The following is a 26,702-nucleotide window of genomic DNA, read 5'->3' on the forward strand; positions in this document are numbered from 1 at the left end:
AGCAAACGCCTAAGTACAGGTATTAAAAAGTTCCTTCTCCTTCGGGAGAAGGCTTGGATCATCCGCGATATTCTCTTCACACAGACACATACAGAATAAAAACATCGAAAAACTTTATGAAAAATAATGCTTAGGTTAAGATGGAGCATCTTTTAATAGACCTATTTTGAAAACCTATGCAACCATTTGTTCTATATAACTCAGAGCAACGAAAAAAAGTTGAATTTGTTCCGCGTAAAGAAGGACATATCGACATGTATGTCTGTGGCATGACGGTTTATGATTACTGTCATATCGGGCATGCGCGGGTTATGGTTGCATTTGACTACATCATTCGCTTTTTGCGCAGTCAAGGTTGGAATGTGAAATATGTCCGCAACATTACCGACATTGACGACAAAATTATTAAACGTGCCAATGAAAATGGCGAGAGCATTCAAGCTTTAACAGATCGTTTTATTCAAGCCATGAATGAAGATGCGGCAAACTTAGGCTGTGTTGAACCTGATGCTGCACCACGTGCCACTGAATATATTGATCAAATGCAAAATATGATTGGTAATTTGGTCAATAAAGGCACAGCTTATCCTGCAAGTAATGGCGATGTTTATTTTCAGGTTGAAAAATTTGACAAATATGGCCGTCTTTCAGGTCGCAAGCTAGAAGACATGCAGGCGGGCGCGTCTGAGCGTGTTGATGTTGAAGTCGACAAAAAGCATCCATTTGACTTTGTTTTGTGGAAACATGCCAAAGAAAATGAACCATCTTGGGCTTCGCCGTGGGGCAATGGACGTCCAGGTTGGCACATTGAATGTTCTGCGATGTCGACTTGCTGCTTAGGTAATCATTTTGATATTCATGGTGGTGGTTCAGACTTAATGTTCCCACACCATGAAAATGAAATTGCCCAGTCTGAAGCATCAACAGGTGAGCAGTATGTAAATTACTGGATGCACGTTGGCTTTATTAATGTCGATGGCGAAAAAATGTCGAAGTCATTGGGTAACTTCTTCACCATTCGTGATGTGATGGAAAAATTCCATCCTGAAGTGATCCGCTACTTTATTGTGTCATCGCATTATCGTAGCCCTGTAAACTTCTCCGATGTAGCACTCAAAGAAGCCAAAACCGCATTATCACGTTTCTATCACTCATTTAAAGCTTATCAACAAGCGTACGGTACGCAAACAGTTGAGCAGTTAGATGAGGCTTTGGTGGAACGTTTTAATGCCGCAATGCGAGACGACTTTAATACAGCCGAAGCAATTGCAGTTCTGTTTGAAGTCAATAAAGAGCTGAACCGTTCAGTAAAAGAGCAGCAGGCAGATCAGGCGGCGGTGTACTATTCGACTTTGCGTCATTTGACCAATATTTTAGGTTTGGTGCAGCATGATGTTGACGAATTCCTGAAGTCTGATATTGGTCAGGACGCTTTAGGTTTATCTGAACAAGCCATTGCAGACTTCATTCAGCAACGTCAGGATGCCAAAAAAGCCAAAGATTTCGCCCGTGCTGATGAAATTCGTCAGTCTTTGCTCGATCAAGGTGTGGTCTTGGAAGATACCCGTCAAGGTACAGTATGGCGTCGTGCTGATTAATTGAGCACTTGGGAGCATAGAGAGTTGACAGTTGTATGAAATTCTCTATAATTCACTTCCATATTGCGGGAATAGCTCAGTTGGTAGAGCACAACCTTGCCAAGGTTGGGGTCGCGAGTTCGAGTCTCGTTTCCCGCTCCAAAATTTTAAAAAACGCTTATCGAAAGATAAGCGTTTTTTTATGGCTGTTTGTTACAGCTTGCTTGCAGTCAGCTTTATAGATGGGTTTGATCCATAATTTTTAGAGCATTTTCGTTGAAATATGCTTCTGAGCTAGTTCTATCTTTAGCTTTATCTGCAACTTTGAATCAATAAAATAAATAGTCTAAGCTCAAATATGATTGTTTTTCATTTGAAACTCGAGTCAAAAAGCGAGTTAATTAAAACAGCATACAAAAATGCGTTAAAACAAAAAACACACGCAGAATCAAAGTGTAGAATTGCATAGATATGCTAAAATTGCGAAAATTAAATGTGCTTCAATAAATCACTTTTATTGAGGTGTAGAAAATACTCAATTTAAGTTGAACGTTGAATGCCAAACATGTCAAATACCATTGATTTCCAATCTGTAGCCTTAGACACTTTAAGAATAGAAGAACAAGCATTACAAGTCTTGGCGACGCAAATTGATCAGCGTTTTAGCCGTGCCTGCGAAATCATGTTGCATTGCAAAGGGCGTGTTGTGGTCACAGGTATGGGAAAATCAGGTCATATTGGTCGTAAAATGGCTGCGACGTTTGCCTCTACAGGCACGCCGTCTTTCTTTATGCACCCGGGTGAAGCAGGGCATGGTGATTTGGGAATGCTGGTACGGGGTGATGTTTTAATTGCCATTTCCAACTCCGGCAAAAGTGATGAAATTATGATGTTGATGCCACTCATCAAACATCTGGAAGTTCCTCTAATCACAATTAGCGGTGATGATCGCGGGCCGATGCCACAAAATGCTGATGTCGCTTTAACATTAGGCAATATTCAGGAAGCTTGTCCACTTGGTTTAGCACCAACCTCAAGTACGACTGCAACCTTGGCATTAGGTGATGCATTGGCTGTAGCGTTACTTGATGCACGTGGTTTTACTGCCGATGATTTTGCTCGTTCACATCCTGCAGGCGCTTTGGGTAAGCGCCTGTTATTGCATGTGAAACATTTGATGCATACCGGTACAGAATTACCTAAAGTTGCACCAGATACACCAATGAACAAAGTGTTATACGAAATTTCAAACAAACGTCTAGGTTTAACCACAATTGTCGATGAAAATGACGTCTTGTTAGGCATTTTCACCGATGGTGATTTACGACGTTTAATTGATAAACAACAGGGCTTTGATGTGAATTTACAAGTTGGGCAAGTGATGACTCAACATCCTGCAACGATTTCACAAGAAGCACGTGCAGTTGAAGCTTTAGAGCAATTACGTGACCGTAAAATCAATCAGTTTGTGGTGGTGGATGATGCCAATAAAGTCATTGGTGTGATCAGTATGCATGACTTGATTCAAGCAGGGGTAAACTAAACAATGGCATCTTATATTTTATTAGAGCAAGCGCGTCATATTGAAGCTTTGGTTTTAGATGTCGATGGAATTCTAAGTGATGGTTTTGTCACCTTAACCAACAGCGGTGATGAAATTAAATCATTCGATATTCGTGATGGTTTAGGTATGAAACTGGTGCAACAAGCAGGTGTTAAAGTCATTATCATCACGGGTCGTAAAAGTAATATTGTCGAAAAACGCATGTCCGATTTAGGTGTAGATTTGGTCTACCAAGGACGTGAAGATAAAGGCACTGCATTGCAGGAAGCCTGTGCCAAGTTAGGTTTATCACCTGCAGATTGTCTCTATATGGGCGATGACTGGCCTGATCTTTCAGCGTTTTCGATTGCAGGGATGAAAGTCACAGTGCCAAATGGACATATTGAAGTGCGTCGTCGTGCCGATTTAGTCACACAGGCCATGGGTGGGCGCGGTGCGGTACGTGAAATCTGCGATATGATTTTAACCGCCAAAGGTGTGTACCAAAGCTTACTTGAAAAATATCTCAGCATCCCTCATTAATTAAGTCATACATTCAAAGGTTTGAGTTACAGCCCCACTTATGGATACTAAAGTTTTATACGTTACTGCGATTGCAATTGCAGCTGTAAGTGGTGGTTATTACTATTACAGCGGTAAAGGCAAAAAACTGGAAACTGACGCTGCTCGCTCTATGACTTATAGTGCAGAGCAAATTCATCTGACCCAAACAGATGAGCAGGGCAATTTATATGTGCGTGCGCAAATTGACCGTTTAGAGCAAGACATGCAGCAAAAAACCTCTAAGCTGGAAAATTTGAATGCCTCTATGTATAAAGCGGGCGCGGTGGATGCCACTTTTTTTGCTAAACAGGCACAAGGTTTTAATGACAATGAAAAGGTTGTGTTGTCAGATCAAGTGCTAGCAACCAAGTTACTCGCTCAAGGCAAACTGACGCTTGAAACAGTCGAGTTGAATGTGTTTCCTAAAACACGTGAAATCAGTACCGAAAAACAAGTGACTGTACAATCTCCACAGGCTGATTTTATCAGTCAGGGCTTAAAAGCCAATTTAAATGACGGGCAATACGAATTTTTTAATATTCGAGGAAAGTATGAACCATAAATCTAAGCTTACAGCTCCTAAAGCGTTGATAAAACAAGCAGCACTTGTGGGCTTGGCGGTGCTTTCATCGGCAGGTGCATGGGCAATTCCGTCAGACCGCAGTCAGCCTATTACTTTATTGGCAGACCGTGCGACCTTTAGTGAACGTACTGGCGTCACCACTTATACAGGCAATGTGGTGATTGAACAGGGCACCATGAAACTGCAGGCAGATTCGATTGTTGCTAATCTGAACAGCAAAAAAGAAATTAGTGTCATTACGGCAACGGGCAGACCTGCGCAATTCCAGCAAAAGACTGATCCAGCCAAAGGGCTTGCCAAAGGTCAGGCGCAAAAGATTGTTTACAATGCTGAAACAGGCATTATCACCTTAACGGGTGGCGCACTTTTAGAGCAAGATGGAGCCAGTATTCGTGGTAATACCTTACGTTATAGTATGAACAAAGGCGATGTTGAAGCGATTGGTACACCGAACAAAACTGGTTCTGAAGCGGGTCGTGTAAAAATTGTGATTCCACCATCAAGTTCAAAATCATTCCCGGGAGCGCGTGATTAATGGATCAAACGAGCGCAGCACAGGACAGCGTCCAGCACGGTCAGCAGACTTTGTGTATTAAGCATTTAGCCAAAAACTATAATAAGCGCTGGGTGGTTAAAGACGTTTCATTTGAAATGAAAAGTGGTGAAATTGTCGGGTTACTTGGGCCGAACGGTGCGGGTAAAACCACCAGTTTCTACATGGTTGTGGGTTTGGTGCGTATGGATAAAGGCGAAATCCATTTAGATCAACTGGATTTATCTGACCTTGCCATGCATGAACGTGCGCGTAAGGGGATTGGTTATTTACCGCAAGAAGCCTCTATTTTCAGAAAGCTGACCATCGCTGAAAATATTATGGCTATTTTAGAAACCCGCAAAGATTTAAATAAACAGCAACGTCAGCAGCGTTTATCAGAATTGCTGGCAGATTTTAAAATCACGCATATTAAAGATTCATTAGGGATGAGTGTGTCGGGTGGCGAACGCCGTCGTGCAGAAATTGCCCGTGCTTTGGCAGCAGACCCTAAATTTATGTTGTTAGATGAGCCTTTTGCAGGGGTCGATCCTATTTCTGTCGGTGATATTAAAGATATCATTCGTACCTTAAAAGATCGTGACATTGGCGTATTAATTACCGACCATAACGTCCGTGATACTTTAGCCATTTGTGAACGTGCTTATATTGTTAGCGAAGGTTCAGTCATTGCAGAGGGTACACCGCAAGAAATTCTGGAAAATGAAATTGTGCGTGAAGTTTATTTGGGTGAAGACTTTTTTGTTTAAAGCTTGAATGTTCTAACCGTTATTGGTTTTCGTATGCTTACTGCATAAGTTGTAGAACAGAAAGTCGTGTAAACATTATTTAACCTTCTATACCTTTGAGGATAGAAGGTTTTTTTATGGTGGTTATCAGTCCAAATAAGCTATAACTCTAAATACGTTAGAGCGCTAAACACGTTATAATTATCAGGTTTTTATTTAACTGGTTGATTGATCTGGAGTGTTATGCCATTTACCATTGCTGCGCCCATCACTTTTGAAGAAGAAATTAAAAAAAGTCGATTTCAGGCAATTGCTGTGCCTGTAGATAATGAGCAAGCGGTAAAAACTTTTTTGGAACAGCAGCGTGATTCATCTACCACACATCAATGTTGGGCATGGAAAATCGGGCATCAATTACGTTTTAATGATGATGGCGAACCTTCAGGTACGGCAGGACGTCCTATTTTAGCCACGATTGAAGGCAATGAGTTGACTAATGTTTTGGTGTTGGTGAATCGTTGGTACGGCGGCATTAAATTGGGCACAGGCGGCTTGGTACGTGCCTATGGGGGATGTGCAGGGCAATGTTTGGCTCTAGCAGAAAAAATAGAACTGATTGAAAAAAAGACCGTGCAATTTTCCTGTCATTTTAATGAGTGGGCAATTTTACAATACGAGCTAAATAGTCAGCAGATTGAGTACAGCGAAGACTACACCGCCGAAGGCGTGTTGGTAAAGGCATTCATGCAAGTCGATCAAATAGACCCTTTAAAACTAAAATTACAAGATATTAGCCGTGGGCGTGAACAACTCAAAATCCTTGAGGATGATCAAGATGACTGAAGCAAATTCACCTGATCCATTATCGAAGTACCGTGAGCAGCATAAACACCGTTTAAACTACATGCCGTGGTTATATTGGTCATTAAAACCTAAACATCGTGCTTGGGCAGAAGCTTGGCAGCAGGAATATCAAGCTTATTTAATGGCAATGGAAACGGTAGAGATTGGCAAAAACTGTTTTATTTCACCATTGGCACATATTTTTGCAGAACCAGGACGTAAAATCAGTATTGGCGATAATACCTTTATTGCAGCCGATTGTACTTTGCATGGCCCTTTAGAAATTGGCAATGAAGTCGCGATTAATCACCACTGTATTTTAGATGGTGGCAGAGTTGGAATTAAGCTTCATGATCAGGTGCGTATCGCAGCATATTGTCATTTATATGCATTTGATCATGGCATGGCTTTGGATCAGCCCATTTATCAGCAAGCGGTGCGTTCACAGGGCATTGAAGTTGGTAAGGATGTTTGGTTAGGTGCGCATGTTGGTGTTAAAGATGGGGTGAAGATTGCGGCACATGCAGTCGTTGGTATGAATAGCATGGTCACCAAAGATGTTCAGGAGCGGGAAATTGTGGTAGGAAACCCTGCCAAATTGATTCGTTATCGTGAGTAAATACGATGCAGCAAGGCTAAATCTTTAAACTTCATTACATTTTTTCATGTCCCTGCAACACGAGTTGTGTTAAGTTAAAAATAACAACTAAAAAATAGCCTGCAAAAGGCAGTAAGAGAGGCAATAATGAAACGTGTAATTGCTTGTATTGATTCTTCGCCTTGTATTAATGCGCTTGCTGAAGCTGCTGCGTGGATTGCAACACAAACTCAACGTGAATTGGTGTTATTACAAGTTTTGGATTATTACCCCGCCAGTTATCATTTGGGGGAAATTAGTGGCGTGATTGGTTTTGAAAGTAATGCCATGTTACTCAAAGAATTAGCCGAATTAGAACAAAAACAAAGTGAATTAGCACTCGATTATAGCAACAATTTATTGCAGCACATTTCCAGTATGATTCAGGAAAAGTTCGGCATTGTACCTACCCACATTCAAGAAAAAGGCGACTTTTTAGAACAAAGTTTTAGTGTGCTGAACGAAGAAGATATTGTGGTGATTGGACGTGTGGGCGAGAAATCTGCTGAACGCAATAAGGCATTAGGCAGTAATGTCGAAAACTTTATTCGTGGTGCAAATTGTACTGTGATGACTGTCGGAGAGCATTTTAAAGCACCAAACCGTTTTATTTTTGCTTATGAATATTCCCCAACTTGTATCAAAATGATGAAGCGAATTGCACAAAGTGATTTGCTTAAATTATTGCAATGTCATTTGCTCTATGTCGGTGATCACCCAGAAGTTTTAAATGAACCTGCAGATTTTTTAACTTCAGCGGGTTTAGATGTGGTGGTGGAATATCGTTATGGCGATGTGGCTGAAAATATCTTAGATTATCAACGTGAACATGGTATTCAGTTGATTGTACTGGGGGCATTTAGTCACAGTAAAATTCACCAATTTTTCTTGGGAAGCATTACCACCAATATTTTCCGTAACTCAACTGTTCCTTTGTTGGTGGCAAAGTAAAAATCGTAAATGATTCAAAAAAGATCATTTCAAAAGATTGTTTAGTTGAACTGATGTAAATGCTTGCTGACTGTCCATGGTTATCCGCATAATTTGTGGATAACTGTATGGACAGTATATGTAACATTATAATATATAATGTAAAATTGCTTTAGGTTGTTTTTTAACCTTGTGTGGACTTTACTTTACAATCGCTAAAGCAAAGCCATCATGTCCTTTGCTGCCTACAGTTTGTAATGCTGTGCACGATAAAATTCGCGAATGATTTTGCATGGCTTTGAACATGTCACGAATCCCTTCAATGCTTGGTTTGTGATTGTCAGGATTTAAAATTTCCCCTGCACGAATTACATTGTCTAAAAAGATAATTGTACCTGAGCGTGAAAGTTTAAGACTCAGTTCCAAATATTCAGGATAGCTTTGTTTGTCGGCATCAATAAAAATAAAATCAAAAGCTTCAGTATCTTCTGGCAGAGCTTTTAGAATTTCTGCAGCACGACCAACTTTTAATTCAACCTTTTGTTTTAATTGAGCGCGGTCAATATTTTCCTGTCCCAAAGCTGCATGGGTATCACGTCCTTCAATCGTGAGTATATAACCATCTTCAGGCAGCGCACGTGCTAGCCACATTGTGCTATAAGCTGCGAATGTGCCCAATTCCAACACACGTTTGCATTGATTCATTTGAATGAGCATTTGTAGCAACATGCCCTGATTTGCCGCAACAGCAAGGTGATCTGGAAAACCTTTGGCATCGGTATTTTCTAAAGTTTGCGTCAAAACTGGGTCTTCGGGAATTAAATGTGATTCGATATAGTGATCGATATCCGTCCACATTTGTTGCATAGCGTGCTCACCTTTGTTGCGATGTGTGCATTGTAAACTTTTCTGCTCAGAGTGCAATTTATTCGCGGAATGGAGCAGGTGATAATCTATTTCGCAATAAAAAAAGAGGTCAATTTGACCTCTTTAGGATTTAATTCTAAACAACACTGAATTAGAAATTACACATAGATGAATGGCGGCTTAAATCTGGCCCCCAAGTTCGATAACCTTGTGTATCAATATGAATTTGTCCTGAAGCGTATAAGCCTAAGCCCATGTTTAAACTTTGACCATATTGCTGCCAGAACTGACACAGTCTGTATTTGGTACTTTCAATATAGGCATAGTCTTCGGCATTCGGGAATTGTGGCCCAATTCTAAAATCAATGGCTGAGTTAAATAAGTGACGCGATGAGTTCGCACCACCTGCACATTGATTCAGTGGTAAATCTCGATAGACAGAAGTGACTTCAAAATCAGTTAAGACTTTAGAGGCGACCAAATATTTAAATACACGCAAGGTAGGCACCTGATTTTGCCACAATTCACGACTTGGAATCATAAATTGCGAACGTCCACAGCGTTGCCAGTCACGTGCGGTACGCATTAATTCAAAACTTGGAATAATATTGCCAACACCGTTGTGTTCCAAGAAGCGTTCATATTCACGAACTTGGCGTAAATTGTCACTCACTGCCACCCATGCATTATACGAATAAGGCACAATTTTAGGTGCTACCTGACGCTCATAGGTGATTTTTTCTTGAGGAATGAAAATTCGTTTTCCATCGGGCGTGGTGATCGTTGTTGTTCTGTTTGGGGTTGAACTACAGGCAACCAAGATAACGGGAACAATGCTGAACGAAAACAGCGCCTTGAAAAATTTCTTCATTAGGCAAATCAGATATTTATTTAAAGTGGCAGTATTCTAATCGAAAATGCTGGTTAAAATTTGAAAATATTGCAATCAAATGTGTGTTTTAGGTATAAAAAAAGATCAGCACAGGACTGATCTTTTTCACAACAAGACGAACTTACTTTTCTAAGTATTGTAATTTGTCTGGTTTGCCATTCCATTCTTCACGATCAGCAGGTTGATCGCCAATTTGTGTAATGTTTGGCCAAGTCTGTGAAAGTTCAGCATTTAGCTCGATAAACACTTCCTGACCTTCTGGTAATTCATCTTCAGAGAAAATAGCGTTGGCAGGACACTCTGGTTCACATAATGCACAGTCGATACATTCGTCTGGATTAATGACAAGGAAGTTCGGACCCTCGTAGAAGCAGTCTACAGGACAAACTTCAACGCAGTCTTGATATTTACATTTAATACAGTTTTCAGTGACAACAAATGTCATGGCGACAGCTACCTAAAAATATGGTTCTAATTCAGAATAGTCTATTTTAGGCAAAAATCACTACAACTAACAATCGCTTTTACTGATATTTGATATAGACAGTGCTGCTAAATTTGATAAAAGGGGGATAAAACCATCAAAAAAACTTATAAATGACAAAGACTCTCAATTGAGAGTCTTTGTTTAGCTCAAATTTTTTAGAAATAACAGCGGCTAAGCGTTCAATTGTTCCTTTAAAGCATACAATTGTTCCAGCGCTTGTCGTGGCGTTAAATTATCGACATCTATACTGCGTAATAAATCTAAAGCAGGTGATGGTTTTTCTACCTCTATTACACGTTCAATCACTTCTGGTTCAGCTGAGCTTGTTGCTGGTGCAAATAGGTCATCTTGAACGGCTAAATTGACATTTTTGTGCTGCTGTTTTTCTAAAATTCTTAAACGGTTTTGCGCTTCTTTAATCACATTGGCTGGAATGCCTGCCAATTTTGCCACTTGCAAACCGTGACTTTGGCTTGCAGGACCTTGTTGAACTTTGTGCAAGAGAATCAGGTTGCCATTCATTTCTTTGGCGGTTACGTGGTAGTTATCCACCCCAGATTCTTTGCTTAATTCGGTCAATTCAAAATAATGCGTTGCAAATAGGCATAAACATTTGATGCGTTTGCTTAAATCCAACACACATGCCCATGCCAAAGATAAGCCATCGTAGGTACTGGTTCCGCGACCAACTTCATCCATCAGCACCAAAGACTGTGAGGTTGCATGGTGTAAAATTTGTGAAGTCTCAGTCATTTCGACCATAAAGGTCGATTTACCTGTCGATAAATCATCGGCAGAACCAATACGGGTAAACACGCGATCAATAGGACCTAATACGGCTGTTTGGGCAGGCACATAACTACCACAATAGCCAAGTAGGGCAATGAGTGCGGTTTGACGCATATACGTTGATTTACCGCCCATATTCGGGCCAGTAATAATTGCCAAACGATGATTGTAGTCGAGTAAAGTATCATTCGGTGTAAAGGCGGTTTTACTCAAGGCCTCAACAACAGGATGACGTCCTGCAGTAATTTTAATTCCAATTTCAGGGCTATATTCAGGGCGTGCCCAATTGCGTAAACGTGCTTGATGGGCAAAGTTTGCCAATAGATCAATTTGTGCAATCGCGCTGCTCATCATTTGTAATTGAGCAATGTCTTGGCGTAATTCATCCAATAGCATTTCAAATAGCATCTTTTCACGGGCTAAAGCACGGGACTCGCTAGACAGGACTTTATCTTCAAAACTTTTTAGCTCTGGGGTGATGTAGCGTTCTGCATTTTTTAAAGTTTGACGACGGATATAGTGTTCAGGTGCTTGCTCGGCTTGGGCGCGAGTGAGTTCAATGTAGTAACCACTGACACGGTTGTAGCCAATTTTTAACGTTGGGATACCGCTTTCTTGGCGCTCTTTGACTTCTAAATCAATCAGGAATTGCCCCGCATGATCACGGATTTTGCGTAGTTCATCGAGTTCACTGTCAAAACCCTCTGCAATGACATTGCCATCACGCAATAGTACAGGTGGGTTTTCTACAATTGCCTGCATCAGCCGTTGATGCAGTCCATGAAAATCGCCCAGTTCTTCATTCAGGTTTTGAATGAGTGCGGATTGTTGTGCAGAAACAATGGGCTGTAAGGCATGACGCAAATAGGGAATTTGCGCACAGGCCTGACGTAGTTGTACCAAATCACGTGGGCGTGCGCTACCGAGTGCGACACGACTCAGCACACGTTCAATATCACTAATTTCTTTCAGTACCAAACGCACAGGCGACTCATGGTAACCTTGTATTAAGGCTTGAATTGCATCCAGTCTTGCATCTAACAATGCCGTGTCACGCAAAGGTTGCATCAAGGTACGACTCAGTAAACGGCTACCCATGGCAGTTTGGCAATCGTTAATCAGTTGGAATAAAGAAGTGCCGTGTTCAAATAATGGTTCAACCAATTCCAAATTACGTCGGGTCACAGGATCAAGCGCAATAAAATCGCTGCTTTGTTCTAATTGAATACTGCGAATATGTGGTAAAGCCGTTTTTTGGGTTTCTTTGGCGTAGTGTATTAACGCTGCCGCTGCTGCTTTGGCTAAGGGCAAATGATCAATACCAAAACCTGAAAGTGACGATACAGCAAATTGATCACAAAGCGTTTTTTGTGCATTGTTCAGGTTGAAATCGACATTTGGGCGTTTGGTCACAGGGCAGTCAAGCTGCTTTTTAACCTGTTCAATAATATTCGGATCGACAATATCTTCATCGACCACAATTTCGCTTGGCATTAAACGAGAAAGTTCAATCGCGAGTTGTTCAGGCAAATAATCCATTTGCTGAACTTTAAAAATCCCTGCACTTAAATCCAGCAATGCGATACCAATTTGGTTTTGCTGTAAGCATAAAGAGACCAAGTTGGAAGATTGATGACTGTTGAGCAAGGCATCATCGGTGAGCGTGCCTGGGGTGATAATCCGTACTACTCCACGCTCTACAGGACCTTTGCCTGTCACCTCGCCAATTTGCTCACAAATTACCACGGTTTCGCCTTTTTTGACCAAGCGAGCGAGATAACCTTCAGCAGCATGATATGGCACGCCCGCCATTGGAATAGGTTTGCCACTAGTTTTACCACGGTGGGTGAGGGTAATGCCTAAAAGTTTGGCAGCTTTGTGTGCATCATCAAAAAATAATTCGTAGAAATCGCCCATGCGATAGAACATTAAAGAATGTGGATGTTCCATCTTCACCCGTAAGTATTGCTGCATCATTGGAGTGTGTGAAGATAGATCAGCCATGATTTCTGTCATGTTCATGCAGTTGAAGTCCTTTAATTTGAAGCGTAATTTAAGTGTAAGTATGTGACTAGCTTATTTTACGCCATCTTAGTCAAATTAGTGAACCTGCATGTCATTGTTGCTCGCTCTCTAACGAGTCGAACATCGAGCGGTTTAAGCTTTTAAATGGATAATATTCAATTGATCTGGTGTGTTAGTGAGCACACAGCCATAAAAAATATCGCCCATAAAATCTAAACCGACAGTTTCAAAAATGATATCGCATAGCTCAAAGAGCTTAGCTGTTGAAAATGTATGATTTGCGAAGTTAAAAGTGAAAATTATTGTGTCATTTGGCTGAATTTTACTGAGTTTTTCGTGTAATTCATCGTTATAAAAAGCATCGAAATTTGATTGTTTTCTATGGATTCATTTAGAAAGTAGTGCATGTTGTAACATTATGCTTTGCATGGTCTTATTTCTAGCTAAAGCCGTACTTTGGAAAAACTTCATCACAATCAAAGTAAAAAAAGCCATCATCTTTTCAGATCATGGCAAGCTATTATTCAAACTCAAGCTATGTAGAATTTAAAAATTCAAACTATATGACACGCCCAAAATATTTTGGCTCATGCTTAAATTGGCTTCGCCACCACCAAAATCAGCGGGGATAGAGTTGTTACCTTGCACTGTTTCTTTGAGTGCGTGTGTATAAGCCACACTTACATTTTGTTGATCATCGAGTCGCCAAGTTGCACCAACACTTAAATGCTCTTGTACCACACCTGGTGCCAAAATATTTAGGAAGGTTTGATCATTTTTAACAGGCTGATCGTTATAGCTATAACCCGCACGTAAAGTCAGTTTTTCTGAGGCTTGATAAGTCGCTGAAATTTTATAGACATTGATGTCATCCCATCCAAAACCAGGACCTTGTGTTGTGCCAAATTTATTGTTTGCGAATAATTGATCCAGTTTATTGCCAACAGAATCTACATCTGAATAATTAATGCGTAAGTAATCTGTCGCGACTGATAAAGCAGGGGTAAGTTGATAATTTAAACCTACACCATAGCTTTCAGGTACGTCAAAATCACCTTGTTTGGCAAATAAACCTTCATATTTCTTAAAGCGGCTGGCATTAATTTTAGATGAATAGCTTGCACCAAGGGTCAGTTTATCATTTGGTTTTGCCGACCAGCCAATACGTGCACCTACGCCGTATGAATCGTCATTGCCACGATCGCTAATTGCCGCACCGTTTGACGAAGCACCACCAAAGACATCACCAGCAAAACCTTGTGCACTAAAACGTTGATATAAAATATTTGCAGCCAAGGCTATAGATTGATTTTCTGCATATTTCCAAGATAAAGCAGGTGAAATAAAGGCTTGGGTTAATGAAATACCTGCGCTTCCTGTATTATCATAAACTGCATAAGGATTATTTTTATAATTGGTATTCATGCCACCATTGCCATAAACCGCAATACCCGCAGTGACTTGTTCATTCACTGGGTGAACATAACCTAGATCTGGAATTACAAAGTATTTACGGCTATTGCCATCATACTGACCATTTGCTCCATAACCATTTCCTGTAATTTCAGACTCACGATCTGGAGAGAAAATAGTTAAACCAGCATCAACACGCTTACCTAACCAGCTCAAACCCGCTGGGTTGCTTGCAATAGTCAAACTGTCCTGAAAATTAGCAATGGCTGTGCCTGCATTTCCTTGAGATTTTACACTATATGCATGCATGAAATATCCTGTTGTTGCAAAAGCAGATGTTGAAAACAAAGGTGCGATAACAGCAATTGAGATAAAAGAAGATAGATATTTCATGAGAATATAGATCGAGTAAAAACAATATATGCGTCAGTATATTGAAAAGTTGTATTCTTGTATTTGAATATAAATTCATATCTTTATTCTATTTTTGAATATAGATCTATGAAACAGCAAGGGTATTCATTCTATATGTATATCAAAATGATGCTTCAACTCTTTTGACCAAAGAAGCTCCCTTGGGAACTTCTTTATTGTTTTTCATTGCTTTAATTCATCATCATAAAGTGCTTTATGCCAAGTTTTCTAACACAAATTGTGGCGATTTAATAAATAATCGAATCAATGCTTGAGCAGAACTCGACGGTTGACGGACACCACGTTCCCAACTTTCTAAAGTTCGGGCAGAGATACACAATTTTGCCGCAAGTTCAGTTTGTGAAATATTCATTTTTTGCCGAACTTTAATGATCTGTTGTGCTAAATCCAAACAAGCCGTTTGCTCTACAGTATGATTCACATGATTATGACTGTGTTGAAGCAGATGCATAGTTATCTCCTCCTTAGGGTCGAATAAACAAGTCAATGAGTTATTAAAATAAGTATTGTCCTACAGCTGCATAAATTTGATACTGCAAAATTTACACTTTAGAGTGAAGCAAAGATGGCAACACTGTAAGAAATGATAAGAAAATTCAAGAGTCAAAGTGGGGCGGGGCACGACCTTGTGGCAGAACAAAAAGCGGCTCAGTTTGAAATAGTGTTGGTGTAAACGATGTTTTAAAAGACAAAACCCGAATTTGCGTTCGGACTAAAATTGGTCTGATTTTGTTTTCAAATAATGGTAGTGCAAAACTATAAACTAGACAGTATTCACATTCATGATCTGTATGCGCCGCATCTTCAGATGATGCATGTTCGTGTGAACTTTCAAGTCCGAATGCAACATGAGTCGCAGTTTCATGGTGTGTAGATGAATACGAAGAATGGGGTGCGGTGCGTTCTAAAAATAATGCTTGGGCAATAGTTTCACAGACAGAGGAAAAATGTTGTTTCTCTGGTAATAAAGGCTGTAGGAACACAGCGACTTGTAACAAGATTGCAAATAATCCTAGCAATCTGCCCCACATCATAAACACTGTATCAATCTTTTATTCAATTTATTCATGTAATACTATAACAAAAATGACAATGATAAATATTGAAGTATTACACGAAGTTTTAATTAATATTTAACCTAATATTGAGCATTATTTGAGCATTCAACAGACCCTAGTATCATCTTGTAAAAGAAACTGTCGGAAAACCTGCTTCCAGCCAAGCTTGCATACCACCTTGCATTGAATAGACTTTCTCGAAACCCATTCTTTGTAAGGCTTGAGTGGCAAGTGCAGAACGCGCACCAGTACCACAAAGTAAGTAAATATCTCGTTCAGCCAGATTGGTAAGAGCACGTTCAACATCGCAATAGTGGTTTACTACAGGGTGTTGTGCAATTTTCATTTCTAACATGCCGCGTGGAAAATTCACTGCACGGTCTATTGCACAAGCCTGATGTTCTTCAGGTTCTCGTACATCAATCAAAATAATATCGGGATGTTGCAAATATTTTTCATGCAATTCTTGCACGCTAATTTCTGTAATTTCACTTTTGGCTTCAGTGATTAGTTGATCTGGTGTTTTCATTCATCCACACTCATTTATTTTGAGTTTATATAATATAATATTATATATTTAATAAGATTTTATTATTGTTAGGAAATGTGTCTGATCGAATATCGTTGTGATTTTCTATAAAAACATTTTAAATCAGGTGTTTAAATCCTAATAAAATTTAAGTCATCAATTGATCAAAAAGTCATATCTTATTCAACTATAAGGTATATACTAGATCTAACACTTTTGTTCGATTGTTCAGGGGACGTCAAATGCCTGCAAGATTTTTTGGAATTTTTCTGGGTTTAATTGCAGCGGTATTAATCATTGGTGGATTATTCATCAATATGATCAGTGGTGAAGCTACCGTCGTGGAATACTGGATTTTATTGTTGCTTCCATGTTTTGGTATTCCAATTTTGTCTGCAGTGTGCCTAAAAGAAATAGACTAAGCACAAAAGTATAAGTTTTCTTTACATTAAAATTGATAGATGATTCATCGCATTTAATTTTAATGATCCAAAAGCCCATGCGATCATGGGTTTTTGTGTTTACAGCAAAACAGTTGGTTTTGAGTTTTATTTGAATATTTGCAAAGCAGCGTTGCAGAATTGGGCTGTTCAGCAGCCTAGTCATAGTTAAATGCTATTAAAATCTAAAGACAATATTTAAGTTTAATAACATGTAAGCATTCCATTATCAGGTATTGCCAATCAATGTTCATTTTGGCGTAGGTCATCTGCAAAAAATTCAAGAGATTTTACGATCTTATACCTATAGGCGTATTTTAACTATTGCCACTGCAGGGCAAAAAGCCGCAGGCGAGCGTTTATTGGCACTAATCCAAGACATGGCTGTAGCGGTCTATCCTCATGCGGTGATGCATGTGCCAAAAGAAGTTGCCGATCAAGCCATTCAAGATGTGCAGCGTTTAAAGGTCGATTGCTGTTTGGCACTCGGCGGTGCTCTGCGATTGGTTTAGCCAAAGCAATTGCTTTAGAAACCCATTTACCGATTATTGCAATTCCGACCACTTATGCAGGTAGTGAAATGACTGCGGTGTATGGCATCACCGGAAACCAGCTGAAAACCACAGGCAAAGCAGCTCAAGTTTTGCCTAAAGTAGTGATTTATGATCCTGAATTGACACTCAACTTACCCACTGAAATTTCGGTATGTTCGGGTATGAATGCGATGGCACATGCAGTTGCGGCATTATATGCACAGGATAAAAATCCCATTGTAAGTTTAATGGCGCTAGAGGCGATTACTCAACTGGCACAGGCTTTACCTGAAATTGTGCAAGCGCCTCATAATATGCAGGCACGTGAACATGCTTTATATGGCGCATGGTTGGCAGGTGTGTGTTTGGGTTCGGTGGGTATGGCAATTCATCATAAAATTTGCCATAGCTTGGGCGGACGCTATCAGTTACCACATGCGCAAACCCACGCCATTGTGTTGGCGTATTCAGTGCATTACAACCGACATGCAGATATTGCTGCAATGAATCAACTGGCAGCGGCTTTAAATGTGTCAGATCGGGAACAGTTAGGCTGGGCGATTTATCAGCTTAACCAAAAATTGAATATTCCAATGGCACTTAAAGATTTAGGATTACCCGAAACAGCACCTGCCCAAGTGGCACGTATTATCTGTGATAGTCCATATTATAATCCACGTGAATATGACTATGCCGAATTAGAGGCTTTATTGACCAAAGCCTATTGGGGACAAGCACCGCTATAATGCTGCTAAAAAATAGCATGATAGATAAAAAACCGAAGCCACTTAGACTTCGGTTTTTTATTTGCCGTGACGGATTACGGTTTATACAAGCCTAAATCTTGCAAATGTAATCTAAGAATACGTCGCAGTTCCAATACAGCTTCTGGCGTTTCCTGAATGGAATGTCCGCCTTTAATAATTTTTTCTGAAACAGCGCCATCTAAGTGGGCACTGTTGTAATGCACCACATCGTCATTCATTAACAGATGCTCAGTGCTGTCGGTATTATTGCCAATAATACTGTGATATTTAAATCCTTTGACAGGCAAAATATCTTCAGTTAATTCCGTAAATTTGGAATTTTTACTTAAATCACTCGGTCCATTTTGAATGACGCCATGCCCAATTTCTTTGGTTAGATTTTTTAAATCGACTTCATGTTGCTGCAAGGTATCCGCAAACGCGCTTAAAAATGCAGTCGGTAAGCGAATGACTTTACGTGCTGCAAGGGTGAACCAGCGGTCTGCAAACTCTGTACCTTTATGCGGTGCAGCCAAGAATATTGCACGGTTAAAATTGGTGATGGGTTTAAGGCGCAAACGTGCTTGCAACAAAGGATCAGATTTAAAGCGTTCCAGACGTCGGTTTTTAAGCATTTGCATGGCAGGTTGAGTTAAATCAGTATCGCTGACCAACAAACGTGCCAAAATACCACCCATGCTGTGTCCAATTACTACAGCATCTTTTTTGGCTGCAGCAGAAGGACTGACCTGTTTAAAGCCTTGTTGAAGCAAGGCATAAATTTGGAAACGGCTTTCTAAAATTGGCATATTGGTCGAGTAAAACACTTGCCAGACTTGAAAGTTTTCCCGCAATACAGGATCGCCCATAATATCGTTGGTTAAGCGAATCCACGCTTCGGGGCTACTGGCCAAACCATGAATGAGGACAATGACTTTTTTATTCGGATTATACGGCTCAAGTAAGTACAAATGCGGCATACTGAGTCGTTCTTCACGATCAATTAAGGATAAATAAGCCGATTTACCTAAATTATTTTGCGCTAACCACAAGCCATAAGGTGCAGAAAAGTTAGCTGCAAGCGGGTAGTTCTTTTGTGCAATTTGGGCAGATTCATATTTATACGGATCATAAGCCTTGAGCTTAAAATGCGGCCGATTCAAAATATCTTCAATGGAATTGGCGCTATGTGGTTCTGCAGTGATTGTCGCGGCTAAATAGCGAGCTTGGTGAATATTTGGATTTTTTCCTGCAGGATAATCATATTTTAGCGGATCAATAATATATTTGCTTTTGCTCAGATCATCGTTTGGATTTTCAGGCAATACCACCAGAAATTCAGACCCAAAACCATCACGGCGCGTGACCGAGCGCAAACCCGAAAAGTTCAGGTTATAGGTTGACATCAACTGCTGAATTTTTTGTTGTTTCAGCTGCGGGTAGTACTCAAAATCAATGTCATAAATGCTGTTGCCAACACGAATTTGTTGTTGCAATTCATCGTGTTTATAGCGCAGCGCATAGCTGCTGACCAATTTGGCAATCGCCTGATTATAAAAATCCCGAATTTGGACTTGTCTGTTATCAAAAAGACGGTCTTGCGGCGCACGTTTGGTTTTAAACATGTAGGCGTAACTATAACGAATACTTTGATCGAGCATGTGCAATTGCTGATCTAAACATTGTTCATAATTGGCATGATGAATTTTTTGTTGTTCTTCCGATCTTTTACTGTTCAGAATACTGATTTTACAGGACGATGAATTTTCCAGTTCAATCGCTTTCGCTAAATATAATTCACTGGCGGTTGAGAGCAGTTGTTCATCCTGAATTTGTGGGATTTGCTTGAGTGCACTCACACATTCTTCAGGTTTTTCGGCACAAATATTGGCTTCACGTCCTGTCATCGACAAGACATTTAAACTGGCTTCACTCAGTTTTTTGCGCGATAAAATACTATCACGTTCATTGGCAATACTAACTTTTAACGCCTGATTTTTAACACTGACCACCTGACAACCAGACAGCAGTGTTGTACTGAGCAATGCAGCAATCACAATTTTATTCATGGAAAGTCTGGCTTAATTTTTAAGATTTTTTTCCATCATACGTTTTTTTAAAGCTTTTTCAATTGCGTAGAAAGCAAAATAGACCGTCGAAACGGTCTATTTTTAGGTATTTTTGTATCGATTTTTTATTAAGTGCGTGGTGCGATCACTTGCCACACATTCCAGCGACCTTGCTTTTCAATTTCAGCAATCAAACGGTCAGCCACTTCGGCTTCTTGCGGGTATTTGATTTTATAGTTTTTCAAAGTTTGTACTGCATTTTTCTTTTGTTCCATGGCAATATAATTGTTTGCCGCAGACAAATAAGCTTCCTGCACACCTGCTTTCATGGCTTTGTCTAAATAAGGAATGGCTTCACGATGACCGCCACCTTCAGACAGACCGAAACCAAACCAGAAATTCGCTTCGGCATCTTCCTGATTAATTTTTAAGATACGCTGCGCATAGTTAAGTGAGCGTGTGGTGTAAACAGAGCCTAAGTCTAGGTTACGTGCCATAACACTGGCTTTAAATGCACGCATCAAAATATCAAAAGAGGCATTTTCATTGGCTGCCAAAGTGTCTAATTGTTGAGTCAATTCTTTGAGCTTTGCCTCGAAACCACGACGTTCCTGACGTTCGCTAAAACGTGGTGGATAGTGACGTGCTTTGCCTTCGACCAATTGTAAGAAGTCATCAATTTCGGTGATGTCAATTTCGTTTTCACCTGCCAAAACTGCAAACTTCAAGCTACGGGCATTGTTATTGACCGTAGGTACAATCAATTTGTTTTGATCTAAGGTAATGCTTTTGCTTGGATCATTTGGGTTAGTAACCACCATTTTAGTCACAGGCTGTGCTGCTGCTTTTTGTAGGTTAATTTCAAATGGTGGTGGGGCATCATAATTAAATGGATTTAAGGCATAGAATGGTGCACTTAATTCAGGTTCGGTAAATACGATAGGTGGTTTTACTTCTTGTTTTGGTGGTGCAACACAGGCGCTAACGAGCGTTGCGGCTAGAATACTGAGTGCCAAAGGCTTAAGGGTCATGGTGTTCTTCCGTTCAATTTATTTTAAAAGTGAGAGGTGATTGTGTCGGATTAAAATATTGCATGTCGGTCAGTCTAAGAAATCTGTTCCGAACATGCAATACAATTGAGGGGGCTTAGTTACACAGTGATACGAAGTTTTTTTAAGTATGTAGGATTGATCAAATAAACAGCCCTATTTACTTTGTGCTTCACACTCACGTCTAACATCTTCAATTATTTTTAATTCTTCTGCACTATAAGGTTGTTCATTTTGCTGTGGGTTTTTAAAGCTTGGGTCAAGTAAAGAGAGACGCTGACATAATAAATTCATACGTTTTTCATTTTGTTCCAAGCGATCTAGTAATACTCGCATGCCGTCCAATACTGGGTCAGATTGGTCCTGCGTTGCTGCATAAGGTTGGAAACCAATACTGGCAGCATAATCACGACGACGTGCTTCCTGATCATCGGCAGGTTTATTTTTCATAATAAAGCGCGCAGGGTTACCCACAGCAGTTGCGCCTTCAGGTACTTCTTTGGTCACAACCGCATTAGAGCCAACTTTGGCATTTTTATGTACGGTGAATGGGCCTAGAATTTTCGCGCCTGCACCGACTACTACGCCATCTTCCAAAGTTGGATGACGTTTGCCTTTATTCCACGTTGTGCCGCCTAAAGTCACGCCATGATATAAGGTGACATCATCACCAATTTCAGCAGTTTCACCAATCACCACGCCCATGCCATGGTCAATAAAAAAGCGACGACCAATTTTTGCACCAGGATGAATTTCAATTCCTGTAGCAAAACGGCTAAATGACGAGAGTAGACGTGCCGACCCCTTGCAGTCTTTGTTCCATAATTCATGCGCCACACGATGCATAATTAAAGCGTGAATTCCTGGATAAGTGGTTAAGACTTCAAGTGTATTTCGAGCAGCAGGATCGCGCGCGAAGACAGCTTGAATGTCTTCTTTGAGCTGTTTAAGCATTAGTTTGATCCTCGTCCTGTGTTGATGTAGATTTTTTCCATGAACCGTTATTCATTGCTTGTACGCGGCTAAAAATACCGCGAAGTAAATGGTATTCCATACGATCTAATTGTATACGTCCGAAAAGCCGACGCAAGCGCAAAGGCAATAATCGTGGATTTTTTGGATCCATAAATTCAATTTCTGCCAGCATTTTTTCTAAATGTGGATAGAACTGTTGCATTTGTTCATGGTTGACCAAAGGTTCATCCCATTGCATCGCTTCAGAATCTGTCACTTGCATCGTCGCTGCAGGATCGGCAATTTTTCCGACAATATCGATGGCAGCCATACGCATTTCATAGCAAATCACTTGAATGGCTTGAGCAACATTGAGCACACCATATTCTTCATTGACAGGAATCGTCACGTGATAATTCGCCAAAGCCAGCTCTTCATTGGTTAAACCACGATCTTCACGTCCAAAAATAATGGCAACATTTTGCCCATGCTGTGCCACAGCATTTAACGACTTTTCTGCCGCAGGGCGTGCATCTAAGAGTGGCCAAGGAATAGTACGACTACGTGCACTGGTGCCAAAGACCAAATGGCAGTCGGCAATTGCATCTTCGAGCTGTTCAACCACTTCAATCTGTTCAATTAAATCGGTTGCACCTGCCGCCAAAGCATCAATATCTGGATGCGGATAGGTTTTTGGATCAACCAAAACCAATTTACATAGCCCCATGGTTTTCATGGCGCGTAAGGCGCTACCGATGTTGGCAGGCAGGGTGGTATTCACCATGACAATACGCACGTGGGAGAGGTGTGCGGCAACAGCTGCATTGTCGGTTTGACTCATAACAAATCCAGATGGGTTAAATTTTTAATTAAGAATATTGATCAACTTCGGTATGGTATAAATCCATAGCATCATCCATGCTCATATCAGCAGGTGGTGGAGCAATCGATGCAGGTTTCGCCACATCGACAGCTTTCGCGGCTTTGGATTTCACTTGATATTCGATATGCAGGCTTTCTTTACCAAAATAGTCACGCAATTTGACCAAGGCTTCATCTAAGGGGGCGATTTTCCACTGAATGCCCAAATGTAATTCTGCAGTGGCATAAGCATAGTCAAGGTGCAATAAAACAGGAATATGCGTGCATAAATCCACATTACAATAAGGCAGCAACATATTTTGTAAGTCTTGACTCAAGGTCTTGCTTAAATGTTCTGCATGCAAGTGAATTTGAATACTATTGGCGCGTTTTTGACGAATTTCATTCAAGCTAAACGCTTTGGTTAAGCGTCCCATTGGGCGGTCAAAACCTTCACGTTCGTAAATTTCGCCTTCAATCACCACCACTTTTTCAGTTTGTACAATATCTTTAAAGCGTTGGAAGCGCTCATGGTTGGCAGATACTTCAATACGTGCCGTACCATCATCTAAAGTGACCACCATCCGATTTGGGAAGTTGGCGACATCCACCACCAAGCCTGCAAAGACGGTGGTCACGCCACGACGGGTTGGCGTCAGTTCATTAATTTTACTTGGAATAAAGGCTTTTAATTCATTGCGATAGACATCAATCGGGTGACCAGTGAGGTAAAGTCCAAGTGTGTCTTTTTCACCTTTAAGTCGGACTTCATCTGACCATGGTTTTACAGGTTTGGCAGGCTTACGTTGTACTTCTTCAACTTCACCAAATAAATCCATGATGCCTGTTTCACGGTTGGAACGTGCTTGTTCCGCCGCTTGTACCGCTTCTGGCAATTGTGCCATTAAACTTGAGCGTTCGATGCCTAAACAGTCTAATGCACCCGCACGAATTAAGGCTTCAAGGGTTCGTTTGTTGATTTTTTTCAAATCAATACGATGACAGAAGTCAAATAAATCGCGGTATGGACCTTCTTTTTGGCGAGAATCAATCACCGATTGCATGGCTTGTTCGCCCACGCCTTTAATTGCGCCAAGTCCGTAGACAATGGTGCGTTCATCGCTGGCGTGGAAATGATACAAAGACATATTTACCGAAGGTGGTAAAACTTCCAGACCATTGTGGCGACAGTCATCAATCAGGAACACCACGTTATCGGTGTTTTGCATTTCCGACGACATTACCGCAGCCAAGAATTCGGCAGGGTAATGTGCTTTCAGCCATGCCGTCTGATAGGCAACGAGGGCATAAGCAGCCGCGTGGGATTTGTTAAAACCGTAGCCTGCGAACTTTTCCATATAGTCGAAAATATGGTTGGCTGTGGCGGCATCAATGTCTTTTTTCGCAGCACCTTCAATAAAGATTTGGCGCTGTTTCACCATTTCTTCAGGTTTTTTCTTACCCATAGCACGACGTAGTAAGTCCGCACCACCGAGGGTATAGCCTGCACAATACTGTGCCGCCTGCATTACCTGTTCCTGATAAACCATAATGCCGTAGGTTGGTTCAAGCACACCTTCTAGCAAAGGATGCAGATACTCAAACTCGCCACCGTGCATACGGTGAATAAAGTCTGGAATGAGATCCATCGGGCCAGGACGATACAAGGACACGAAGGCAATAATTTCCTCAAATTTGCTTGGGCGTGCTTCTTTCAGCATCTTTTTCATGCCCACGGATTCAAACTGGAATACCGCTGTGGTGTTGGCATTGGCAAAGACTAAATAGGCATCTTTATCGTCCAATGGAATATGGGCAATATCTAGCGGTGTATCGGCTTGGATGCGTTTATTGATATTTTGTACTGCATCTTCAATAACCGTCAGGTTACGTAAACCCAAGAAGTCAAATTTGACCAAACCTGCCGATTCAACATCGTCTTTATCGTATTGTGCAACACGGGCGGTTCCATCAGCATCGCACATAACCGCAGAAAAGTCGGTGATTTTGGTTGGTGCAATGACCACACCACCTGCGTGTTTGCCTGTGTTGCGGGTAATGCCTTCAAGTTTTAAAGCCATTTCCCAAATTTCTGAAGCATCGTCATAGTCTGGGTTAGATGGATTGGTCACCACATCTTTCAGCTGTGGTTCGGCTTCAATTGATTCTTCCAAACTAAGCCCTAAAGGTTTAGTTGGAATCAGTTTAGAAATACGGTCTGCCAAACCATAAGACTTGCCCAAAACCCGTGCGACATCTCGAATCGCACCTTTGGCGGCCATAGTACCGAAAGTGGCAATTTGTGATACCGCATCACGTCCATAGGTGCGTGCCACATAATCAATGACTTTATCGCGTCCTGCAATACAGAAATCGACGTCAAAGTCGGGCATGGATACACGTTCTGGGTTTAAGAAACGTTCAAAGAGTAGTTCATAACGCAATGGGTCTAAGTCGGTAATTTTTAAGCTATAAGCGACCAATGAGCCTGCGCCTGAACCACGACCCGGCCCAACAGGTACGCCATTATTTTTAGACCATTGAATAAAGTCCATGACGATGAGGAAGTAACCCGGGAAGCCCATCGAGTTAATAATATTAATTTCGTATTCAATTCGTTCATCATAAGGTTTGCGAATTTCTGCCCAGTCTTCATCGCGCTGTGTGACAGGATAGAGCACATTTAGACGTTCTTCTAAACCTTGTTTGGATAGGTGCGCGAAGTAGGTATCAATGGTGTGTCCGTCTGGAATTGGATAATCTGGAAGGAAATATTTACCCAATTGCAGCGTGACGTTACAGCGTTTGGCAATGTGATAGCTGTTTTCAATAGCACTTGGAATGTCGGAAAATAATTCCGTCATTTCTGCAGTAGTTTTAAAATATTGCTCAGGACTATACGTTTTAGGACGACGGTTATCCCCTAAAACATAACCATCGGCAATACAAACTCGCGCTTCGTGCGCTTCATAATCTTCACGGCGGACAAAGTGCACATCATTATGTGCCACCACGCCAATATTATATTTTTTAGCTAATTTAACCGCTTCGGCAATAAAAGCATCTTCATCGGGACGATCTGTACGGGTCAGCGCCAAATAGACCCGATTACCAAATTTTTCTATCCATTCTTCTAGCAACGGTTCGGCTTTTTGTGGATTGGACGTGATCAGCATTTTGCCGACATCACTTTGAATGCCGAGTAACAGAATCAGATCATCGGCTTGTTCTAAAATCCATGCTTTATTGACGCAAGGGATATTGAGTTGCTGACCTTCAATATAGCCACGCGACACCAGTTCGGTCAGATTGCGCCAGCCGTGATTGTTCATCGACAATAGCGTCACACGATGATCGGCATCATTTAAACGCAGCACTGAACCTAAAATCGGTTTGATGCCTTGCCCCAAACATTTGCCATAAAACTTTACGGCAGCGTGCAGGTTAGAGAGATCGGTCAATGCCAAAGCAGGCATTTCTTCATTGACTGCAGCTTTAATCAAGTCAGGTACGCGTACAATCGACTCGGTAATCGAAAATTCTGTATGTATACCTAAATGAACAAAGCGCATGAATCAGTCCCTTAAAAAATCACGG

25 protein-coding genes and 1 tRNA gene are annotated in these 26,702 nt (G+C 40.9%); 13 read left to right on the top strand and 13 right to left on the bottom strand.

Translation table 11 applies throughout. From position 1 onward, the window contains the following. Window positions 1–176: 176 nt before the first annotated feature. The 10 genes from cysS to FTU39_RS05640 all read left to right on the top strand — a co-directional run bounded on the left by cysS (window position 177) and on the right by FTU39_RS05640 (window position 7,979). Entirely contained in the window at window positions 177–1,598 is a 1,422-nt protein-coding gene (gene cysS / locus FTU39_RS05595) for a cysteine--tRNA ligase (protein ID WP_154320668.1), read from the top strand. 65 nt (window positions 1,599–1,663) lie between these two features. Continuing rightward, window positions 1,664–1,739: transfer RNA gene (locus FTU39_RS05600), tRNA-Gly, on the top strand. A 403-nt stretch (window positions 1,740–2,142) separates the two neighbouring features. Then, on the top strand, window positions 2,143–3,120 hold the full coding sequence (locus tag FTU39_RS05605) for a KpsF/GutQ family sugar-phosphate isomerase (protein ID WP_004973067.1): 978 nt from the start codon (window positions 2,143–2,145) through the stop codon (window positions 3,118–3,120). Between the two features lie 3 nt (window positions 3,121–3,123). Continuing rightward, a complete protein-coding gene (locus FTU39_RS05610; RefSeq protein ID WP_004973069.1) occupies window positions 3,124–3,663 on the top strand; it encodes an HAD family hydrolase in 540 nt (179 codons plus the stop codon). Between the two features lie 40 nt (window positions 3,664–3,703). Further along, the gene (gene lptC, locus FTU39_RS05615) at window positions 3,704–4,246 is read left to right on the top strand and encodes an LPS export ABC transporter periplasmic protein LptC (protein WP_004973071.1); all 543 of its coding nucleotides are present in this window, start codon (window positions 3,704–3,706) and stop codon (window positions 4,244–4,246) included. Continuing rightward, window positions 4,236–4,802 (top strand): lipopolysaccharide transport periplasmic protein LptA, encoded by a 567-nt coding sequence (gene lptA, locus FTU39_RS05620; protein WP_004973072.1) that lies wholly within the window; start codon window positions 4,236–4,238, stop codon window positions 4,800–4,802. The genes lptC and lptA overlap by 11 nt, the downstream gene beginning before the upstream one ends. Then, window positions 4,802–5,569, top strand: coding sequence for an LPS export ABC transporter ATP-binding protein (gene lptB, locus FTU39_RS05625; protein WP_004973074.1), 768 nt, complete (start codon window positions 4,802–4,804; stop codon window positions 5,567–5,569). The genes lptA and lptB overlap by 1 nt, the downstream gene beginning before the upstream one ends. A gap of 222 nt (window positions 5,570–5,791) precedes the next feature. Further along, entirely contained in the window at window positions 5,792–6,391 is a 600-nt protein-coding gene (locus FTU39_RS05630) for a YigZ family protein (protein ID WP_096900925.1), read from the top strand. Continuing rightward, window positions 6,384–7,010 carry a DapH/DapD/GlmU-related protein gene (locus tag FTU39_RS05635; protein WP_004973079.1) on the top strand — a complete coding sequence of 209 codons (627 nt, stop codon included), beginning with the start codon at window positions 6,384–6,386 and terminating at the stop codon, window positions 7,008–7,010. The genes FTU39_RS05630 and FTU39_RS05635 overlap by 8 nt, the downstream gene beginning before the upstream one ends. A gap of 126 nt (window positions 7,011–7,136) precedes the next feature. Continuing rightward, window positions 7,137–7,979, top strand: coding sequence for a universal stress protein (locus tag FTU39_RS05640; RefSeq protein ID WP_096900923.1), 843 nt, complete (start codon window positions 7,137–7,139; stop codon window positions 7,977–7,979). Between the two features lie 180 nt (window positions 7,980–8,159). Here FTU39_RS05640 and FTU39_RS05645 read toward each other — a convergent pair whose 3' ends face one another. The 8 genes from FTU39_RS05645 to FTU39_RS05680 form a co-directional block, all read right to left on the bottom strand. Continuing rightward, the gene (locus tag FTU39_RS05645; protein WP_136144534.1) at window positions 8,160–8,825 is read right to left on the bottom strand and encodes an O-methyltransferase; all 666 of its coding nucleotides are present in this window, start codon (window positions 8,823–8,825) and stop codon (window positions 8,160–8,162) included. Window positions 8,826–8,976: 151 nt separating this feature from the next. Further along, on the bottom strand, window positions 8,977–9,696 hold the full coding sequence (locus FTU39_RS05650; protein ID WP_004973092.1) for a D-Ala-D-Ala carboxypeptidase family metallohydrolase: 720 nt from the start codon (window positions 9,694–9,696) through the stop codon (window positions 8,977–8,979). A gap of 142 nt (window positions 9,697–9,838) precedes the next feature. Further along, window positions 9,839–10,162, bottom strand: a complete 324-nt coding sequence (gene fdxA / locus FTU39_RS05655) for a ferredoxin FdxA (protein WP_004973093.1) — start codon at window positions 10,160–10,162, stop codon at window positions 9,839–9,841. Between the two features lie 213 nt (window positions 10,163–10,375). After that, window positions 10,376–13,015 (bottom strand): DNA mismatch repair protein MutS, encoded by a 2,640-nt coding sequence (mutS, locus tag FTU39_RS05660; protein ID WP_096900922.1) that lies wholly within the window; start codon window positions 13,013–13,015, stop codon window positions 10,376–10,378. Window positions 13,016–13,564: 549 nt separating this feature from the next. After that, on the bottom strand, window positions 13,565–14,824 hold the full coding sequence (locus tag FTU39_RS05665; protein ID WP_180043834.1) for an OmpP1/FadL family transporter: 1,260 nt from the start codon (window positions 14,822–14,824) through the stop codon (window positions 13,565–13,567). 235 nt (window positions 14,825–15,059) lie between these two features. Further along, window positions 15,060–15,317, bottom strand: a complete 258-nt coding sequence (locus tag FTU39_RS05670; RefSeq protein WP_004973099.1) for a DNA-binding transcriptional regulator — start codon at window positions 15,315–15,317, stop codon at window positions 15,060–15,062. Between the two features lie 145 nt (window positions 15,318–15,462). Further along, window positions 15,463–15,897: a DUF2946 family protein gene (locus tag FTU39_RS05675; protein ID WP_154321263.1), complete on the bottom strand. Its 435-nt coding sequence runs from the start codon at window positions 15,895–15,897 to the stop codon at window positions 15,463–15,465. A 148-nt stretch (window positions 15,898–16,045) separates the two neighbouring features. Beyond that, window positions 16,046–16,453: a rhodanese-like domain-containing protein gene (locus tag FTU39_RS05680; RefSeq protein ID WP_096900921.1), complete on the bottom strand. Its 408-nt coding sequence runs from the start codon at window positions 16,451–16,453 to the stop codon at window positions 16,046–16,048. Between the two features lie 242 nt (window positions 16,454–16,695). On the opposite strand from FTU39_RS05680, the gene FTU39_RS05685 reads away from it, so the two are divergent. The 3 genes from FTU39_RS05685 to FTU39_RS05690 all read left to right on the top strand — a co-directional run bounded on the left by FTU39_RS05685 (window position 16,696) and on the right by FTU39_RS05690 (window position 18,172). Continuing rightward, window positions 16,696–16,875, top strand: coding sequence for a hypothetical protein (locus FTU39_RS05685; RefSeq protein ID WP_004973110.1), 180 nt, complete (start codon window positions 16,696–16,698; stop codon window positions 16,873–16,875). A 254-nt stretch (window positions 16,876–17,129) separates the two neighbouring features. Then, the gene (locus tag FTU39_RS13825) at window positions 17,130–17,405 is read left to right on the top strand and encodes an iron-containing alcohol dehydrogenase (RefSeq protein ID WP_253103581.1); all 276 of its coding nucleotides are present in this window, start codon (window positions 17,130–17,132) and stop codon (window positions 17,403–17,405) included. Further along, window positions 17,366–18,172 (top strand): maleylacetate reductase, encoded by an 807-nt coding sequence (locus FTU39_RS05690; protein WP_257224396.1) that lies wholly within the window; start codon window positions 17,366–17,368, stop codon window positions 18,170–18,172. The genes FTU39_RS13825 and FTU39_RS05690 overlap by 40 nt, the downstream gene beginning before the upstream one ends. A gap of 74 nt (window positions 18,173–18,246) precedes the next feature. Here FTU39_RS05690 and FTU39_RS05695 read toward each other — a convergent pair whose 3' ends face one another. The 5 genes from FTU39_RS05695 to dnaE form a co-directional block, all read right to left on the bottom strand. Beyond that, window positions 18,247–20,241: a triacylglycerol lipase gene (locus FTU39_RS05695; protein ID WP_180051849.1), complete on the bottom strand. Its 1,995-nt coding sequence runs from the start codon at window positions 20,239–20,241 to the stop codon at window positions 18,247–18,249. A gap of 128 nt (window positions 20,242–20,369) precedes the next feature. After that, entirely contained in the window at window positions 20,370–21,272 is a 903-nt protein-coding gene (locus tag FTU39_RS05700) for an ABUW_2363 family tetratricopeptide repeat lipoprotein (protein ID WP_154320674.1), read from the bottom strand. A 174-nt stretch (window positions 21,273–21,446) separates the two neighbouring features. Next, entirely contained in the window at window positions 21,447–22,244 is a 798-nt protein-coding gene (gene cysE, locus FTU39_RS05705) for a serine O-acetyltransferase (RefSeq protein WP_004973118.1), read from the bottom strand. Continuing rightward, window positions 22,237–23,085, bottom strand: coding sequence for an RNA methyltransferase (locus tag FTU39_RS05710; RefSeq protein WP_004973119.1), 849 nt, complete (start codon window positions 23,083–23,085; stop codon window positions 22,237–22,239). The genes cysE and FTU39_RS05710 overlap by 8 nt, the downstream gene beginning before the upstream one ends. A 28-nt stretch (window positions 23,086–23,113) precedes the next feature. Beyond that, window positions 23,114–26,677, bottom strand: a complete 3,564-nt coding sequence (dnaE, locus tag FTU39_RS05715; RefSeq protein WP_004973121.1) for a DNA polymerase III subunit alpha — start codon at window positions 26,675–26,677, stop codon at window positions 23,114–23,116. Window positions 26,678–26,702 lie beyond the last annotated feature (25 nt).

The organism is Acinetobacter sp. YH12099 (assembly GCF_013419195.1).
GTDB lineage: Bacteria > Pseudomonadota > Gammaproteobacteria > Pseudomonadales > Moraxellaceae > Acinetobacter > Acinetobacter towneri.

Coding starts and splice junctions, on each gene's coding strand:
- cysS (WP_154320668.1), top strand. CDS start 177: ATGCAACCATTTGTTCTATATAACTCAGAGCAACGAAAAAAAGTTGAA.
- FTU39_RS05605 (WP_004973067.1), top strand. CDS start 2,143: ATGTCAAATACCATTGATTTCCAATCTGTAGCCTTAGACACTTTAAGA.
- FTU39_RS05610 (WP_004973069.1), top strand. CDS start 3,124: ATGGCATCTTATATTTTATTAGAGCAAGCGCGTCATATTGAAGCTTTG.
- lptC (WP_004973071.1), top strand. CDS start 3,704: ATGGATACTAAAGTTTTATACGTTACTGCGATTGCAATTGCAGCTGTA.
- lptA (WP_004973072.1), top strand. CDS start 4,236: ATGAACCATAAATCTAAGCTTACAGCTCCTAAAGCGTTGATAAAACAA.
- lptB (WP_004973074.1), top strand. CDS start 4,802: ATGGATCAAACGAGCGCAGCACAGGACAGCGTCCAGCACGGTCAGCAG.
- FTU39_RS05630 (WP_096900925.1), top strand. CDS start 5,792: ATGCCATTTACCATTGCTGCGCCCATCACTTTTGAAGAAGAAATTAAA.
- FTU39_RS05635 (WP_004973079.1), top strand. CDS start 6,384: ATGACTGAAGCAAATTCACCTGATCCATTATCGAAGTACCGTGAGCAG.
- FTU39_RS05640 (WP_096900923.1), top strand. CDS start 7,137: ATGAAACGTGTAATTGCTTGTATTGATTCTTCGCCTTGTATTAATGCG.
- FTU39_RS05645 (WP_136144534.1), bottom strand. CDS start 8,825: ATGCAACAAATGTGGACGGATATCGATCACTATATCGAATCACATTTA.
- FTU39_RS05650 (WP_004973092.1), bottom strand. CDS start 9,696: ATGAAGAAATTTTTCAAGGCGCTGTTTTCGTTCAGCATTGTTCCCGTT.
- fdxA (WP_004973093.1), bottom strand. CDS start 10,162: ATGACATTTGTTGTCACTGAAAACTGTATTAAATGTAAATATCAAGAC.
- mutS (WP_096900922.1), bottom strand. CDS start 13,015: ATGAACATGACAGAAATCATGGCTGATCTATCTTCACACACTCCAATG.
- FTU39_RS05665 (WP_180043834.1), bottom strand. CDS start 14,824: ATGAAATATCTATCTTCTTTTATCTCAATTGCTGTTATCGCACCTTTG.
- FTU39_RS05670 (WP_004973099.1), bottom strand. CDS start 15,317: ATGCATCTGCTTCAACACAGTCATAATCATGTGAATCATACTGTAGAG.
- FTU39_RS05675 (WP_154321263.1), bottom strand. CDS start 15,897: ATGTGGGGCAGATTGCTAGGATTATTTGCAATCTTGTTACAAGTCGCT.
- FTU39_RS05680 (WP_096900921.1), bottom strand. CDS start 16,453: ATGAAAACACCAGATCAACTAATCACTGAAGCCAAAAGTGAAATTACA.
- FTU39_RS05685 (WP_004973110.1), top strand. CDS start 16,696: ATGCCTGCAAGATTTTTTGGAATTTTTCTGGGTTTAATTGCAGCGGTA.
- FTU39_RS05695 (WP_180051849.1), bottom strand. CDS start 20,241: ATGAATAAAATTGTGATTGCTGCATTGCTCAGTACAACACTGCTGTCT.
- FTU39_RS05700 (WP_154320674.1), bottom strand. CDS start 21,272: ATGACCCTTAAGCCTTTGGCACTCAGTATTCTAGCCGCAACGCTCGTT.
- cysE (WP_004973118.1), bottom strand. CDS start 22,244: ATGCTTAAACAGCTCAAAGAAGACATTCAAGCTGTCTTCGCGCGCGAT.
- FTU39_RS05710 (WP_004973119.1), bottom strand. CDS start 23,085: ATGAGTCAAACCGACAATGCAGCTGTTGCCGCACACCTCTCCCACGTG.
- dnaE (WP_004973121.1), bottom strand. CDS start 26,677: ATGCGCTTTGTTCATTTAGGTATACATACAGAATTTTCGATTACCGAG.